This window comes from Comamonas sp. 26 (genome assembly GCF_002754475.1).
Classification (GTDB): Bacteria; Pseudomonadota; Gammaproteobacteria; order Burkholderiales; family Burkholderiaceae_C; genus Comamonas.
This window is the reverse complement of the sequence record NZ_PEFL01000003.1, coordinates 56,210-70,255: the sequence shown is the minus strand read 5'-3', so window position 1 is coordinate 70,255 and position 14,046 is coordinate 56,210. Positions and strand designations below refer to the sequence as shown.

Annotated in this window: 13 protein-coding genes; 8 read left to right on the top strand and 5 right to left on the bottom strand. The window is 60.4% G+C overall.

From position 1 onward, the window contains the following. Positions 1-50 precede the first annotated feature (50 nt). Genes CLU84_RS18515 through CLU84_RS18505 form a run of 3 tightly spaced genes read right to left on the bottom strand, consistent with a single transcriptional unit; the run spans position 51 to position 1,844 of the window. Positions 51-677 (bottom strand): YqiJ family protein, encoded by a 627-nt coding sequence (locus tag CLU84_RS18515; protein ID WP_099739219.1) that lies wholly within the window; start codon positions 675-677, stop codon positions 51-53. Further along, positions 674-1,339 (bottom strand): PspA/IM30 family protein, encoded by a 666-nt coding sequence (locus CLU84_RS18510; protein WP_099739217.1) that lies wholly within the window; start codon positions 1,337-1,339, stop codon positions 674-676. Before CLU84_RS18510 ends, CLU84_RS18515 begins: the two co-directional genes overlap by 4 nt. 1 nt (position 1,340) lies before the next feature. After that, positions 1,341-1,844 (bottom strand): hypothetical protein, encoded by a 504-nt coding sequence (locus tag CLU84_RS18505; protein WP_099739215.1) that lies wholly within the window; start codon positions 1,842-1,844, stop codon positions 1,341-1,343. Positions 1,845-2,264: 420 nt separating this feature from the next. Here CLU84_RS18505 and CLU84_RS18500 point away from each other — a divergent pair, with 420 nt between their 5' ends. The 4 genes from CLU84_RS18500 to pyk all read left to right on the top strand — a co-directional run bounded on the left by CLU84_RS18500 (position 2,265) and on the right by pyk (position 7,127). Further along, positions 2,265-3,107, top strand: a complete 843-nt coding sequence (locus CLU84_RS18500) for a sulfite exporter TauE/SafE family protein (protein ID WP_233210306.1) — start codon at positions 2,265-2,267, stop codon at positions 3,105-3,107. Positions 3,108-3,141: 34 nt separating this feature from the next. After that, on the top strand, positions 3,142-4,524 hold the full coding sequence (locus tag CLU84_RS18495) for an aminopeptidase P N-terminal domain-containing protein (protein WP_099740038.1): 1,383 nt from the start codon (positions 3,142-3,144) through the stop codon (positions 4,522-4,524). 20 nt (positions 4,525-4,544) lie between these two features. Continuing rightward, positions 4,545-5,324 carry a CPBP family intramembrane metalloprotease gene (locus CLU84_RS18490; protein WP_099739213.1) on the top strand — a complete coding sequence of 260 codons (780 nt, stop codon included), beginning with the start codon at positions 4,545-4,547 and terminating at the stop codon, positions 5,322-5,324. A gap of 366 nt (positions 5,325-5,690) precedes the next feature. Continuing rightward, positions 5,691-7,127, top strand: a complete 1,437-nt coding sequence (gene pyk, locus CLU84_RS18485) for a pyruvate kinase (protein ID WP_099739211.1) — start codon at positions 5,691-5,693, stop codon at positions 7,125-7,127. 182 nt (positions 7,128-7,309) lie between these two features. Here the strand turns inward: pyk and CLU84_RS18480 are convergent, their stop codons facing one another. Then, positions 7,310-8,050 carry a phosphatase PAP2 family protein gene (locus CLU84_RS18480; RefSeq protein ID WP_099739209.1) on the bottom strand — a complete coding sequence of 247 codons (741 nt, stop codon included), beginning with the start codon at positions 8,048-8,050 and terminating at the stop codon, positions 7,310-7,312. A 71-nt stretch (positions 8,051-8,121) separates the two neighbouring features. Next, a complete protein-coding gene (locus CLU84_RS18475) occupies positions 8,122-8,709 on the bottom strand; it encodes a phosphatase PAP2 family protein (RefSeq protein ID WP_099739207.1) in 588 nt (195 codons plus the stop codon). A 165-nt stretch (positions 8,710-8,874) separates the two neighbouring features. Between CLU84_RS18475 and CLU84_RS18470 the strand changes: the two genes are divergently transcribed. From CLU84_RS18470 to CLU84_RS18455, 4 genes are all read left to right on the top strand, one after another. Next, entirely contained in the window at positions 8,875-9,570 is a 696-nt protein-coding gene (locus tag CLU84_RS18470) for a response regulator transcription factor (protein ID WP_099740037.1), read from the top strand. Continuing rightward, positions 9,567-10,925, top strand: coding sequence for a histidine kinase dimerization/phospho-acceptor domain-containing protein (locus CLU84_RS18465; RefSeq protein WP_099739206.1), 1,359 nt, complete (start codon positions 9,567-9,569; stop codon positions 10,923-10,925). The genes CLU84_RS18470 and CLU84_RS18465 overlap by 4 nt, the downstream gene beginning before the upstream one ends. Positions 10,926-11,054: 129 nt before the next feature. After that, on the top strand, positions 11,055-12,119 hold the full coding sequence (fba, locus tag CLU84_RS18460) for a class II fructose-bisphosphate aldolase (protein ID WP_099739204.1): 1,065 nt from the start codon (positions 11,055-11,057) through the stop codon (positions 12,117-12,119). Between the two features lie 203 nt (positions 12,120-12,322). Beyond that, complete coding sequence (locus CLU84_RS18455; protein ID WP_099739202.1) at positions 12,323-13,999, top strand: long-chain-fatty-acid--CoA ligase; 1,677 nt, start codon at positions 12,323-12,325, stop codon at positions 13,997-13,999. Positions 14,000-14,046: the final 47 nt, after the last annotated feature.

Below are 14,046 nucleotides of genomic sequence, written 5' to 3'. Positions count from 1 at the left end.
AACTCCCCCAGGTCAGGTTGTAAATGCTTTTGGAAAAGGTGGTTGCCTGCTCACAGCAGCGAAGGATGCGGGTTGGCGATGCAGCGGTAGATGGCACCGATCTTGCGTACCACCAGAATTTGTGCACCTTCCTCGAAGATATCGCTGTCGATGTCCGGCTCCACCATCAGATAGTGAGTTCGGCCATGGGCATCGCGCACACGGGCCTGGGCGGCAAGGCCGCGTCGTGCAGCGCCTGCGGAGACCACGCCCGCTCGGCCTAGCAAAGACTGCTCGCTGACGATGCTGGTCTCATCCTGAGGAATGATGTGTGCGACCAGTGCGCCAAGGCCACGCACCGTGGCCAGTCCTGATGGCACTGCCAGCAGTCCCGCCAGCCAGGCGGGCAGATAGTGGCCTATCAGACCATGAGCCACCATTTGCAGACCGAAGCCGAACAGTGCATAGCCCGCCAGGAATAGGATCAACAACACCAGCGACGGCACGCGCCCCAGGTGCAACCAGCCCAGCATGCGGTCTAGTCCCGAGTCGCCGTGAACGTCAGGCAGCAGGTTATCGATGAGGTGGCTGGGGCTCATGGCAGCCAGAATGCCCACACCTTCGATCAGAGCAATGCCCACGATCATGGCGAAGGCCACGCCAAAAGGCAGGGTCTCGGGGGTGGTGAACAGGCTCACGATTGGTTGTTGCGCAGTTGCGCCATCCGCTCGTTGATTTTGTTTTGGCGCACCAGCTCTTCCAGGTCTTTCAGCTTTGCAGCCTGATCCAGGGTTGCGCCGACGCCAGTGGGCGTCAGGCCGGTATGGCGCTGATAGAGTCTGTCAAATGAATCGGTGGCCGATTCCAGCCGTTGCTGGGCATTGGCAGAGGGCGTTGCGGTGGGCGCTGCACTGGCGGCACGGCTGCGCACGAAATTCTCCAGCGCATCATTCATCTCGCGCTGCTTTGCCAGCAGAGCGGCGATATAGCCAGTCAGCTCTTCTTCCTTGCGCGCAAGCTCGGCCAATGCGGTTTCTAGCACCGGGATTTGTGCTTCGATGTCAAGCTGCCTAGCTACGGCCGCACGGGCCAGGTCCTCGCGGCCCGATGCCAGCGCCTGCTGGGTTTGCTCATCGAGCTTGGAATGTTGACCATTGAGGCTGGAGTGCTGCTGCTGCGTCAGGTGACGGTTGGCGCTGACCAGGCCCAGTTCATAGCGTACTTCGCCAATGATGGTTTGCACTTCTCGAACGGATTGCTCCATGACCGCTTGCGGCGCTTGATTTTCCAGTCGATCTACCAAGGCATGGGCGCTGCCTGCGATGACGCGGCCAACACGAGTCTTCAGGGAATCTGCCATTTCATACTCCTTCGGGGTTGGGAATGCTTTGGGCCAGCTCGATGGTTGCGCCCATATGCCGCCGGATGACCGCCGGGTCATAAGCTTGGGCTTTCTCAGTGGTCGCTTGGCGCAGCAGGCTGGCACTCAGGCCAAACAGGCGTCGCACCAGCATGTCCTCCAGCTCGGCGGCTTGGGACTCGTTGTCGGGGGTGTGGCTCACGATCATGGCCAGACTGGCGGTCACATGCTCCAGCAGCAGATTCAGGACTTCGGAGTTGCGACCTGTGTTGCCCTCAAGGCGGACGGTGGCGTCACGAAGCGGGGCGGTGATGTCGCGCGCCCAACCGTGGGCGGTGGGGTAGTCCATGGCTCCGTCGTGCTGGCGCTTGAGTTGGCCCAGCAGCACGCGTAGCTTGTCACTATTGGTGGTGGCACCTTCCACGGGAAGCTGCGCCAGCCACAGGTAGATGTCGCTGGGAATGCGAGCCGACAGGGGTTCCATTGAAGCGGTGAGTACGGGCATGGTGCTTATCCTCGGAAGCTTGAAAACGATTGTATTCAAATGGATTCATGCGTCAACAGCCTTACATCAAGCGGCATCTTTTGTATTTCATGAGTGCAAAGAGTGGTCTGTGCCCAGGAAGCGATGTTGAAGATTGGATGGGACTTGGAGATGCCAGAACATAAAGCTTTGCACCCCTGTGCTGGCATGGGTCGCGTCGGCAATGAGTGCTGTGCTTGGGCCAGCAGACCATGCTGATAGATGCATGGAAAGTACTTTTGGCGCTTTTGCATAAAGCGCTCTCAGCTATTAATTTGAGAGCTGCTTGTGGGTTGCACGGATGCTGGACATGTCATGCGTCGACTATGCTTTTGCCCTTTCTGACGGGCGTGATGGGTGCGTTTTTCACCGCTGCATGGATGGCCGTCATCGGATGAGTGCATGCAAATTGTTTTTTTCATGGCCCTTGTGGGCTTGGCCTCGTTCTGTCAGAACCTCACGGGTTTTGCGTTCGGGCTGATCTTTGTGGGTGTGGCCGGTGCCACGGGCCTGATGAATATTGCCGATGCGGCCAACGTGGCCTGTCTGCTGTCCATCATCAATGGCGTGAGCTATATGCGCGCCTACCGTTTTGAGGCGGACTGGACGCTGCTTAAACCCATGCTCATCAGCAGTGTGCTGGGGGTGATTGGTGGCGTGCTGCTGCTGCACTGGCTCAGCGGCAATACGCTGAACGGTTTGCGCATGTTGCTGGGCGTGGTGATCGTGCTGTGTGCGCTTTTGCTGTTGATGCAGAAAAAAGCGCTGGACAAGCCTTCTGGCCCTGTTGCACTGTGGTTTGCGGGCATCTCATCGGGTTTGCTGGGTGGCCTGTTCGCCACGCCCGGCCCACCCATGGTCTATCACCTCTACCGCCAGCCGCTTGATCGCATGCTGGTGCGCCATTGCCTGTTTGCCATGTTCGTCACCTGCTCGCTGCTGCGCGCCGCCATGGTGGCTGTGGAAGGACAACTGAACTGGGGCGTTATGGGCTGGACGGCTCTGGCCTTCCCTATGGTGACGGGCGTGACCTGGTGGAGTGCCAAGCGCCCGCCCGCGCTGCCCAAAAAACTGGTGGAATGGCTGGTGTGCGGCCTGCTGATTCTGTCGGGCGGCAGCCTGCTGTGGTCGGGCTGGAAAGCCAGCCAGCCGGAGGCGGTGGTGCCCGATGATTCAACCGCCTCACTGACGCACACCGAGCAGTGTTTTGATGCGCAATTACTGACGCTCTCAGCGCAAAGCTGATGTGCAACAGGCCGCGCAGCAGTACGATATGCCAATGACTTCTGTTTATGCTCAACGCCGCGCACGCTTGGCCGCCCAGTTGGGCGCTGGCGGTGTCGCCATCATCCCCACGGCCCCAGAGCTGCACCGCAACCGCGATACCGAATATCTGTATCGCCACGACAGCTACTTCTACTACCTCACCGGCTTCAGCGAGCCCAATGCCTGTCTGGTGCTGACCAGCGATGGCAAAAGCGTGCTGTTCTGTCAGCCCAAGGATCTCGAGCGCGAGGTCTGGACCGGCTACCGTCTCGGCCCCGAGGCGGCCAAGGCAAAGCTGGCCGTGGATCAGGCTTTCTCCAGCGATGAAATCAACGCACGCCTGCCGCGTCTGCTTGAAAACCGCGAGCGGGTCTGGTTCCCGTTTGCCACGCATAAAGGCCTGGCTGAACAGATTGAAGGCTGGCTGGGTCAGGTGCGTGGCCGCTCGCGCTTTGGCGTGTTGTGTCCTACTCAGCAAGGCGATGCCTGTGCGTTGCTCGATGAAATGCGACTGGTCAAAGACGCGCACGAGCTGGACATCATGCGCCGTGCCAGCGAGATCAGCGCGCGTGCCCATGTGCGCGCCATGCAGCGCTCTGCCCGCATGATTCGCAATGGTGAAGAGGTGCGTGAATACCACCTGGATGCCGAACTGCTGCACGAATTCCGCCAGCATGGCTCGCAATATGTGGCTTACGGCTCCATCGTGGCAGCCGGCGCCAATGCCTGCGTGCTGCACTATCAGGCCGACAAAGCTCCCGTGCGACCTGGCGAGCTGGTGCTGATTGATGCGGGCTGCGAGCTCGATGGTTACGCCAGCGACATCACCCGCACCTTCCCGGCCGATGGAAAATTCAGCGGACCGCAGCGCGCGCTGTATGACCTGGTGCATGCCAGCCAGGAGGCGGCCGTGGCCGTCACCAAGGCCGGCAACCGCTTCAATGACCCACACGATGCCACCGTGGCCGTGCTGGCACAGGGCATGCTCGATCTGGGTTTGCTGGACAAGCGCAAGTACGGCACGGCTCAGGATGTGATCGAGTCGCGCGCTTACTTTCAGTTCTATATGCACCGCACCGGCCACTGGCTGGGCATGGATGTGCATGACTGCGGCAGCTATGTGGATCCGACCGAGCTGGATGTGGTCAGCGAGCGCAAGGACCCGATCTCGGGCGAAACCATTGCCAACCGTCCCAGCCGCATCCTGCGGCCCGGTATGGTGACCACCATCGAGCCCGGCATCTATGTGCGTCCGGCTGCGGGCGTGCCTGAGCAGTTCCACAACATTGGCATTCGCATCGAGGACGATGCCATCGTCACCGAAAGCGGCTGTGAGCTCATCACGCGAGGCGTGCCCGTCAAGGCGGATGAAATTGAAGCGCTGATGCGTGGCTAATTTGCGAGGTTGATCGCACCATGCCCTTGACCTCCCAACGCGTCCTGCTACCTGTTGCGACCCAGCCTTTACCCGCTGCGCGCATGGGACTAGCGCTGTGGGTCATGGGCATGCCCGGCGCGGTGGCTCTGGCTCACACGGCACCGCCCGCCTGGCTAGTCACTCTGGCAGGCGGAGCGTCTGCAGAGACGCTGGGCTGGGTTGCGGTAATGGGCTTTGGCATCATGCTGGCGCTGGCCATAGGGCTAGGGCTGAAACTGGGCCCGCAAGTGGGTTTGAGTACGCCGTTGATCCATGCTGTCGTAGAGGGCCGCATACCCTGGCGCGGCATGCGTGTGCTGAGCCTGCCGGGCGTGGCTGGGGGCGTGATCGGCGCTGCCTGGCTGGTGACGCTGGCGGTGGTCTGGCCCGAAAGCATGTCGTTTGTCGACCCGGTCTACGGCCTGCCGCTGCTGCCCAAGATTCTTTATGGCGGCTTTACCGAAGAGCTGCTGCTGCGCTTTGGCATGTTGTCGCTGGTCATGTGGCTGCTGTGGAAAGCCTTCGGTAGCCCTAAACGCCGCCCCCGCTGGTTGCTTGGCTGGTCGGCCATTGCTATTGCCGCTCTGCTGTCGGCTGGCATTCCGGTGTACCTGGGCTGGACGGTGACGGGCACCATGTCTGCCGCCATCGTGGCGCAACTGCTGGTCTGTGAAATTGTCTATGGCCTGCTTGCAGGCGTCATGTTCTGGCGCTACGGCCTTGAGTCAGCCATGCTGACCCACTTGGTGACTTATCTGCTCTCTCACGGGCTGATTTAGAGTCGCTGACGCCACCCTTAATTGGCGGCTTTTTCGCTTTCGACGCATCCGCCCGTTCCTGCATTTGAACCCGCCGGGCAAAACTGTTTCGACGCGGTCGTTGATGCGCTGCACAACGGATGTCTTCTTTCGCTAGAAACTCCCTCTTGCACTTCTAAAAAAGTAGCTGCAAGCGCTTGAAATACCTAGGTTTCAGCGCATATTTGATCTTATTCAATTCAGGGGCGGGCGCGAGCAGCTACTATTTTTGTGCAGCTGTGCTCTAAAGGTCATGTGTTACAGCACCTTTGATGATGCATTCATGTAACTGCATTCATGCAAGAATTGAAACCCGATTACATTCCATCGCGAGAGAGACATTCCATCATGCAAGTAAGTCGTGCTACCAAGATCGTCGCCACACTGGGCCCTGCTTCCAGCGATCCGCAACTGCTTGAGCAAATGGTGCGCGAGGGCGTAAACGTTGTTCGCCTGAACTTCAGCCACGGCAAGGCCCAGGACCACGTGGACCGCGCCACCATGGTGCGTGAAGCCGCCAAGCGTGCTGGCCGTGAAGTAGCCATCATGGCCGACTTGCAAGGCCCCAAGATTCGCGTCGGCAAGTTTGCCGAGGGCAAGGTCATGTTGGAGCCCGGCGCCCGCTTTGTGCTGGACGCATCGCGCACCGAACCCGGCGATATCAACGGCGTGGGCCTGGATTACAAGGAACTGCCGCGCGATGTCAAACCCGGCGACGTGCTGTTGCTGAATGACGGCCTGATCGTGATGACGGTGGAAGCTGTGCGTGGCGATGCCGTGCATGCCATCGTCAAGCTGGGCGGCGAACTGTCCAACAACAAGGGCATCAACAAGCAAGGTGGCGGCCTGACGGCCCCCGCGCTGACCGCCAAGGACATGGAGGACATCAAGACTGCGATGTCCTTCCAGGCTGACTACGTGGCTGTGAGCTTCCCCAAGAACGCCACCGACATGGAAATGGCCCGCCAGCTGTGCAACGTGGCAGCGGCCCAGTACGGCCACAAGCCCGGCCTGATCGCCAAGATCGAGCGCGCTGAAGCCATTCCTCGTCTTGAAGAAATTTTGAAGGTCTCGGACGGCATCATGGTTGCCCGTGGTGACCTGGCTGTGGAAGTGGGTCACGCTGCCGTGCCTGCGCTGCAAAAGAAGATGATCCGCATGGCGCGTGACATGGACAAGGTGGTGATTACTGCGACCCAGATGATGGAGTCCATGATCACCAACCCCGTGCCTACCCGTGCGGAAGTGAGCGACGTGGCCAACGCCGTGCTGGACGGCACCGATGCCGTGATGCTGAGCGCTGAAACTGCTGCCGGCAAGTACCCACTGGAAACCGTGCAGGAAATGGCCGCCATCTGCGCCGCTGCAGAAGCTGCAGAAGACCGCGTCAAGGATGCAGATTTCAGCAACAGCCAGTTCAAGCGTACCGATCAGGCCATTGCCATTGGCGCTCTGTTCACCGCTCACCACCTGGGCGCCAAGGCCATCGTGGCCATGACGGATTCCGGTTCTACCGCTTTGTGGATGAGCCGTCACCGCATCCACATCCCCATCTACGCTCTGACGCCTCGTCTGGCGACCCAGCGCAAGATGGCGCTGTACCGCAATGTACGTCCTCTGCTGATGGACACCAGCGCTGACCGCGATACGGCTCTGGATCAGGCCAAGACCCATCTGCTGATGCGCGGCATCGTGCAATCTGGCGACGTGTACGCCATCACCTGCGGCGAGCCCATGGGCCAGCCCGGTGGTACGAACATGCTCAAAATTTGCCGGGTTGAGTAACTGACGTTACCCTGAGGCGCGGCGCGCCTTCCCCTCTCTCCTCGGGAGGGGTACGACATCCTTGCTGTGGGGCTGCCCTTGCTGGATGTCTCTTGTTGGGGGTGTGCCGGTTTCCAGTAAAAAAGCTGCCAGCGCTTATCAATAAAGCGCTGGCAGCTTTTGTTTTGATAGCGCCTGATTCTTCAGTCGGCCGGGTAGGCTGCGCTGGGTGCAGCGCCTGCGTTGCGGGTCTGGCGTGTGAGGTATCGCGTCACAGCCAGATCGCAGATCCAGCAGCTTGTCCAGCACAGCCATGCTGTCCACAGCGTATGGCTCATGAAGTGGGCGCCGCGCATTTGCTGGGCCAGTCCCAGTGCAAAGCCCGCTGCCAGAGCGGCTGCCAGCCACAGGCGCGCGGCATGGGCTGCCGTGTGGCGTAGGGAAAAGTAGCCGCTGACAAAGGCAAAGCCTGCCGAGGCATGACCGGCCGGAAAGCAGTGGCCGCCGCCGCCATCCGTCACTCCCCATGCCCAGTGAGAGACATAGTGGGCCAGTCCGCCAAATTCGCTCAGATCCCAGGGGCAACTGGTGGCGCTGATGCGTTTCATGACGGCCATGACGATGAGTGAGACCAGAGACGCAACCACCAGCTGTATGCGCCGCGAATAAGGCACTTGCCGCAGCAGACCCAGCGGCCACCAGATCATCAGGCTCAGCCCCAGCACAATGGCCCATGCCAGCTTGCGCGCACCTTCATGGGCGATGTTGACCATGAACCAGTTGTTTTGCAGCGCAAAGCCATTGCTGCTGCCAAACCAGCGCGCCATGGCCAGATCCAGCCCGCTGAAGTCCCAGGCCACGACACAGACCAGGGCGATGAGGGTCCAGCTCAGCAGCTGTGAGGTGGTGGTTTCTGAGGGGGGATTGCGAAAGGGCGAATGCATGCCCGCAACGATAGAAACCACTTCTTAACAAGCGCTTAAGGCGGCAGGCACCTGCCTCGCCTCGTTGGCTTTTACTGGGCCTTGATGCGCAGACGCAGTTTTTTAATGTGCGGCGCCACACGCAGATAGCGTCGGCTGCGCAGCCAGAAAGCCGCATTCCAGACGAGCAAGGCTGCGCTGATGCCGACCAGCGCACCGGCCATCACATCCGAAGGAAAGTGCACGCCAAGGTGAACACGGCTCCAGGCGACGCCAATGGCCACCGTCCAGCCAAGAGCCACCAGCGCCTTGCGGTGGCGCGTCACGCCCAGACTGAGCGCCATGGCCAGCGCAAAAGCACCGCTGGCATGCTGGCTGGGGAAGCTGGCGCGCCCGCCATGCTGAATCCACAGCGTGCCCAGGTTCAGTTGAAATGGGCGCGGCGCTGGGAAGCCCCAGCGTATGAGTCTTGCGATCAGCCAGGCGGTCGCCATGGACAGCAGCAGCAGCAGCATTGTGCGACGCACCGCCGGTGAGCCAAATAGCAGAGCGATGATCACGAGAATGGCGCTGATATTGGGAGCCCATGCCGAGAGCAGGCGCGCGAATTCGATGCTGAACCAGGGGGTTTGCGCGTCGGCATTGATCAGAGCAAACAGATAACGATCGAAGAAGAACATAAAGGCGCTGCAGCGGGCGGTGGCAATGATAAGTGCTTGGATGGTAAGGCGAAATGCCGCAAAGGTGATGTCAAATTTGTGGCGGCTCAGGGCGGCGTGGAGCCTCCGGCAAATAGGTGTGCTTGCAAAGCTGGCGGATATTCGCTTGCGCCGCACAATGCAGGCATGCGAATTTTGGTGGTTGAAGACAACGAAGGCATTGCCGAAGGCCTGCGCAGCAATTTGATGCAGCGCGGTTATGCGGTGGATGTGTGCGCCAGCGTGGCGCAAGCTTGGGGCGCGCTGACGGCAGAGCGCTTTGATGCCGTACTGCTTGACCTCGGCCTGCCCGACGGCGACGGCAGCGAGGTGGTGCGCCGCTTGCGCGCGCAGGTGGCCCGGCCCGGACTGCCGCAACTGCCCGACGCCTTTACGCCAGTACTGATTCTGACGGCGCGCGATCAGGTGCAGGACCGGGTTGCGGGGCTGAACCTGGGGGCCGATGACTATCTGGTCAAACCCTTTGACATGGACGAGCTGGAAGCCCGCCTGCGCGCCATGATGCGCCGCGCTGCCGGTCAGGCATCACCGGTCATACGCCATGCCGATCTTGAGGTTGATCCGGCGGCCCGAATCATCAGGCAGGCGGGGCAGAAGGTAGAGGTCTCACCGCGTGAATTTGCCGTGCTCTGGGCCTTGCTGCTGGCGCGCGGCCGGGTGCTGTCGCGCCCGCAGATCGAAGAGCATCTCTACAGCTGGGGCGATACGGTGGAGAGCAATGCGGTAGAGGTCTATGTGCACCATCTGCGCAAAAAACTGGGCCAGAAAATTATCGTCACCATGCGCGGAGTGGGCTACTTCATGCCGCAGGAGCAAGAATGAGTGCCGCAGCGCCCACCGAAAAGCGCCGCAGCTCATTGCAGCTGACTCTGCTGGCCTGGGTGCTGGCGGCGCTGGCGCTGGTCTGGGGCAGTTTTGTCATCTGGGGTTACCAGACGGGCGTCACGGAAGCCGATGAGCTGACGGACGGCCATCTGGCCAGTGTGGCAACGCTGGCGTTGAACTGGCATGTGCAGGACGACGTGCCCGTACGGGAAACAACCCCGACGCAACGCCCGCCTGGACTGCGCGCCCACGACTATCAGGAGTCGCTGAGCGTGGCACTGTGGAATGCTCAGGGCCTGCTGATTTCACGCACGGGTCAGGCCCCTTTGCCGGACTTCAATATCGATCAGGGCTTCGCCACGCTTAGCGAAACCGAGCACAAGGCCTGGCGCAGCTTTACCCAGTGGAGTCAAGACAAAAAAGCCAAGGTCACAGTGATGATTGACCTGGCCGAGCGCGATAGCCTAGCTGATGACATCGCCATGCAGATGATTGAGCCGGGCTTCTGGCTGCTGCCCATTATCGTGATTGCGCTGGGTGTGGCTGTGCGCCGGGGCATGCGGCCGCTGAACCAGATCACGCAGCGGGTCGAAGCCCTCGATTTAAGTCGCGATCAGCGCGTATCAGATGCCAATGTGCCGCGTGAGCTGTCGCCCATGGTGAACTCCATCAATACGCTGCTTGACCGCCAGCAAGAGGCACTGGCGCGCGAGCGCAATCTGGCCAACGAGGTCGCGCATGAGCTGCGCACGCCGCTGGCCTCCATTGCTTTGCAGGCGCAAGCTCTCAAGTCTGGCCCGCAGACCGATAACGCAGCCATGCAGGCGGCTTTGCAGCGTATTGGGCAAGATGCCTTGCATGCCGGGCATGTGCTTGACCAACTGCTGACCTTGGCCAGAGCTGGGCGCGGCATGCTGGATGCGCCCTTGCAGGCCGTGAACTGGGCTGCCGTGGCGCGTGATGTGGCTGCTGCACAGGCCCAGAGCGCATGGCTGCGCGAAGACACGCTGGCGGTGGATGCACCTGAGTCCGTCATGGTGCGCGGCAATGCACTGCTGCTGGATTCTGCCCTGCGCAATCTGGTCGAAAACGCGGTGCGCCATACGCCGCCGGGCACGCAGATCGAGGTGCAGGCCGGGTGTGATTCATCACTTGGTCTGGCATGGGTGCAGGTCTGCGATGACGGGCGGCGTGATGCCGCGCCTGCCCATGTGCCGCCTGTGGACAGCCTGCACCTGGGCCATGAAATCGTCAGCCGCGTCATGCAGGCCCACGACGGGCGCTTTGCGGTGGCGGATGCACCACAAGGCTTCACCACCTGCTATCGCATGGAAATGCCGTCTGCCGGTTAAAATGACGGGTTACCAAGTGGTTACCAAGCGTGGCCCTGGTCATTCTTCAGGCCGCAAGCTGCTGTGCAGGGCACTACAGCCATTCCCTCGCCGGGGCGTTGCCTATCAAAATTTTGAACGGAACCCACCATGCCTTTGATCTCGATGCGCGAAATGCTGGACCATGCTGCTGAAAACGGCTATGGCATCCCCGCCTTCAACGTGAACAACCTGGAACAAGTCCAGGCCGTGATGTCGGCTGCTGACGAAGTCGGCGCGCCCGTGATCCTGCAGGCCAGCGCTGGTGCCCGCAAGTACGCCGGTGAGCCCTTCATCAAGCACCTGATTCAGGCTGCTGCCGAGATGTATCCCCACATCCCTCTGGTCATGCACCAGGATCACGGCACGACTCCTGAAATCTGCCAGGGCGCGCTGAACCTGGGCTTCGGCTCGGTAATGATGGACGGCTCGCTGATGAGCGACGGCAAGACTCCTTCCTCCTTCGAATACAACATCGAAGTGACTCAGAAGGTTGTGGCCATGGCTCACCAGATTGGTGCCACGGTTGAAGGCGAACTGGGTTGCCTGGGTAACCTGGAAACCGGTGAAGCCGGTGAAGAAGACGGCATCGGCGCTGTCGGCAAGCTGGACCACAGCCAGATGCTGACTGATCCCGAAGAAGCTGCTCAGTTTGTGCAAGCCACGCAACTGGACGCTCTGGCGATCGCCATCGGCACCAGCCACGGCGCTTACAAGTTTAGCCGCCCCCCTACAGGCGACATTCTGGCTATTTCCCGCGTCAAGGAAATTCACGCCCGCATCCCTAACACCCACCTGGTGATGCACGGCTCGTCTTCCGTTCCTCAAGAGCTGCTGGCCATCATCAACGAGTTCGGCGGCAAGATGAAGGAAACCTACGGCGTGCCCGTGTCGGAAATCCAGGAAGCCATCAAGTACGGCGTGCGCAAGATCAACATCGACACCGACATCCGTCTGGCGATGACCGGCGCTGTGCGCAAGTTCCTGGCCGAGAACCCCGACAAGTTTGACGCCCGCGAATGGCTCAAGCCTGCCCGTGAAGCTGCCAAGCTGGTCTGCAAGGCTCGCTACATCGAGTTCGGCTGCGAAGGCCAGGGCTCCAAGATCAAGGGCTACACCCTGGATCAAATGGCCAAGAAGTACGCTGCTGGCGATCTGGCTCAGCTGGTCAAGTAAGACTACAGTTTTGATAGCTAATTGCGCTTGATTGATAAGCGCTAGAGGCTTGAAATACTTAAAGCCCGCAGGACTGGTTCTTGCGGGCTTTTTGTTTTTGGAAATGACTTTTACGCAATTCTCTAAGGGGTTACGAGACTACCGAACGACCGTGCTTTTTATCAGAATAGTCTGATCAGACGATAAGACACGGAGACAGATGAATGAGTGACCGTCCTTGGCTGAATGCATATCCGGAGGGTGTTCCTGCGGACATTGATACGTCCCAGTATCCATCGCTGGTGGCCTTGATGGAGGAGGCCTTTGCCAAGCATGCCAACAAGGTCGCTTACTCCTTTATGGGAAAGGAGTTGACCTTTGCCGAGGTTGATGCGCAGAGCAAGGCCTTTGCCGCCTATCTACAGGGGCTGGGCCTGCAGCGCGGCGACCGCGTGGCGCTGATGATGCCCAATATTCCTCAGTATCCGGTGGCAGTGGCGGGGGTGCTGCGTGCCGGTTATGTGGTCGTCAACGTCAACCCGCTCTACACCGCTCGCGAGCTGGAGCACCAGCTCAAGGACTCGGGTGCGAAAGCCATCGTCATCATCGAGAACTTCGCCAAGACGCTGCAAGACGGCATGCATGGCAGCGCTATTGAGCATATCGTGCTGTGCGCCATGGGCGACGAGCTGGGCTTTCTCAAAGGCGCGCTGGTCAACTACGTGGTGCGCTCCGTCAAGAAGATGGTGCCAGCCTTCAGCCTGCCCGGTGCTGTGCGCTTCAAAGACGCGCTGGCCAAGGGGCGCGGCGGCAACTTTGCGGCCCCCGTGTTCAAGGCCGACGACATGGCATTGCTGCAATACACAGGCGGCACCACGGGCGTGAGCAAGGGCGCGGTGCTACTGCACAAGAACATCATTGCCAACGTGCTGCAGTCCGAAGCGTGGAACGAGCCGGCGATGAAAAAGGTGCCTGCGGGCGAGCAGCCCACCAGCATCTGCGCACTGCCGCTGTATCACATCTTCGCCTTTACGGTGAACATGATGCTCTCCATGCGCACGGGCGGAAAAACCGTGCTCATCCCCAATCCGCGTGACCTCAAGGCGACGCTGAAAGAGTTGTCCAGGCACCGCTTTCACAGCCTGCCGGCCGTCAACACGCTGTTCAATGGGCTGGCCAATCACCCCGATTTCGACACGGTGGACTGGAGCCATCTCAAGGTCTCGGTGGGCGGTGGCATGGCCGTGCAAAGCGCTGTGGCCGAGCTGTGGCTTAAAAAGACCGGCTGCCCCATCTGCGAAGGCTATGGCCTGTCGGAGACCAGTCCCTCTGTCACCTGCAACCCTGTCACGGCAACTGCTTACTCGGGCACGATTGGCGTGCCCTTGCCCAGCACCTACGTCAAGCTGGTGGGCAGCGACGGGCAAGAGGTGACCGAATGGGGTCAGCCTGGCGAAGTGGCTGTGCTGGGGCCGCAGGTCATGGCTGGCTATTGGCAACGCCCCGATGAAACAGCCAAGTCCATGACGGCTGACGGCTACTTTCTGACCGGCGATATCGGCACCATGGATGAACGCGGTTTTGTGAAGATCGTGGACCGCAAGAAGGACATGGTCATCGTCAGCGGCTTCAACGTCTATCCGAATGAAGTGGAAGACGTGGTCTCCAACTGCCCCGGCGTGCTGGAATGTGCCGTGGTCGGTGTGCCCGACGAAAAATCAGGCGAGGCCATCAAGCTGGTCATCGTCAAGAAAGATCCGGCGCTGACCGAGCAGATCGTGCGTGACTACTGCCATGCCAATCTGACTGGCTACAAGCGCCCGCGTCACATCGTCTTCCGCACCGAGCTGCCCAAGACCCCTGTAGGCAAAATTTTGCGCCGCGAGTTGCGCGATGCCTGATTGATTTCATCTTGTCTTTCCAAGGCAATTTCACAGGAGCGCCATGC

Coding starts and splice junctions, on each gene's coding strand:
- CLU84_RS18510 (WP_099739217.1), bottom strand. CDS start 1,339: ATGGCAGATTCCCTGAAGACTCGTGTTGGCCGCGTCATCGCAGGCAGC.
- CLU84_RS18505 (WP_099739215.1), bottom strand. CDS start 1,844: ATGCCCGTACTCACCGCTTCAATGGAACCCCTGTCGGCTCGCATTCCC.
- CLU84_RS18500 (WP_233210306.1), top strand. CDS start 2,265: ATGCAAATTGTTTTTTTCATGGCCCTTGTGGGCTTGGCCTCGTTCTGT.
- CLU84_RS18495 (WP_099740038.1), top strand. CDS start 3,142: ATGACTTCTGTTTATGCTCAACGCCGCGCACGCTTGGCCGCCCAGTTG.
- CLU84_RS18490 (WP_099739213.1), top strand. CDS start 4,545: ATGCCCTTGACCTCCCAACGCGTCCTGCTACCTGTTGCGACCCAGCCT.
- pyk (WP_099739211.1), top strand. CDS start 5,691: ATGCAAGTAAGTCGTGCTACCAAGATCGTCGCCACACTGGGCCCTGCT.
- CLU84_RS18480 (WP_099739209.1), bottom strand. CDS start 8,050: ATGCATTCGCCCTTTCGCAATCCCCCCTCAGAAACCACCACCTCACAG.
- CLU84_RS18475 (WP_099739207.1), bottom strand. CDS start 8,709: ATGTTCTTCTTCGATCGTTATCTGTTTGCTCTGATCAATGCCGACGCG.
- CLU84_RS18470 (WP_099740037.1), top strand. CDS start 8,875: ATGCGAATTTTGGTGGTTGAAGACAACGAAGGCATTGCCGAAGGCCTG.
- CLU84_RS18465 (WP_099739206.1), top strand. CDS start 9,567: ATGAGTGCCGCAGCGCCCACCGAAAAGCGCCGCAGCTCATTGCAGCTG.
- fba (WP_099739204.1), top strand. CDS start 11,055: ATGCCTTTGATCTCGATGCGCGAAATGCTGGACCATGCTGCTGAAAAC.
- CLU84_RS18455 (WP_099739202.1), top strand. CDS start 12,323: ATGAGTGACCGTCCTTGGCTGAATGCATATCCGGAGGGTGTTCCTGCG.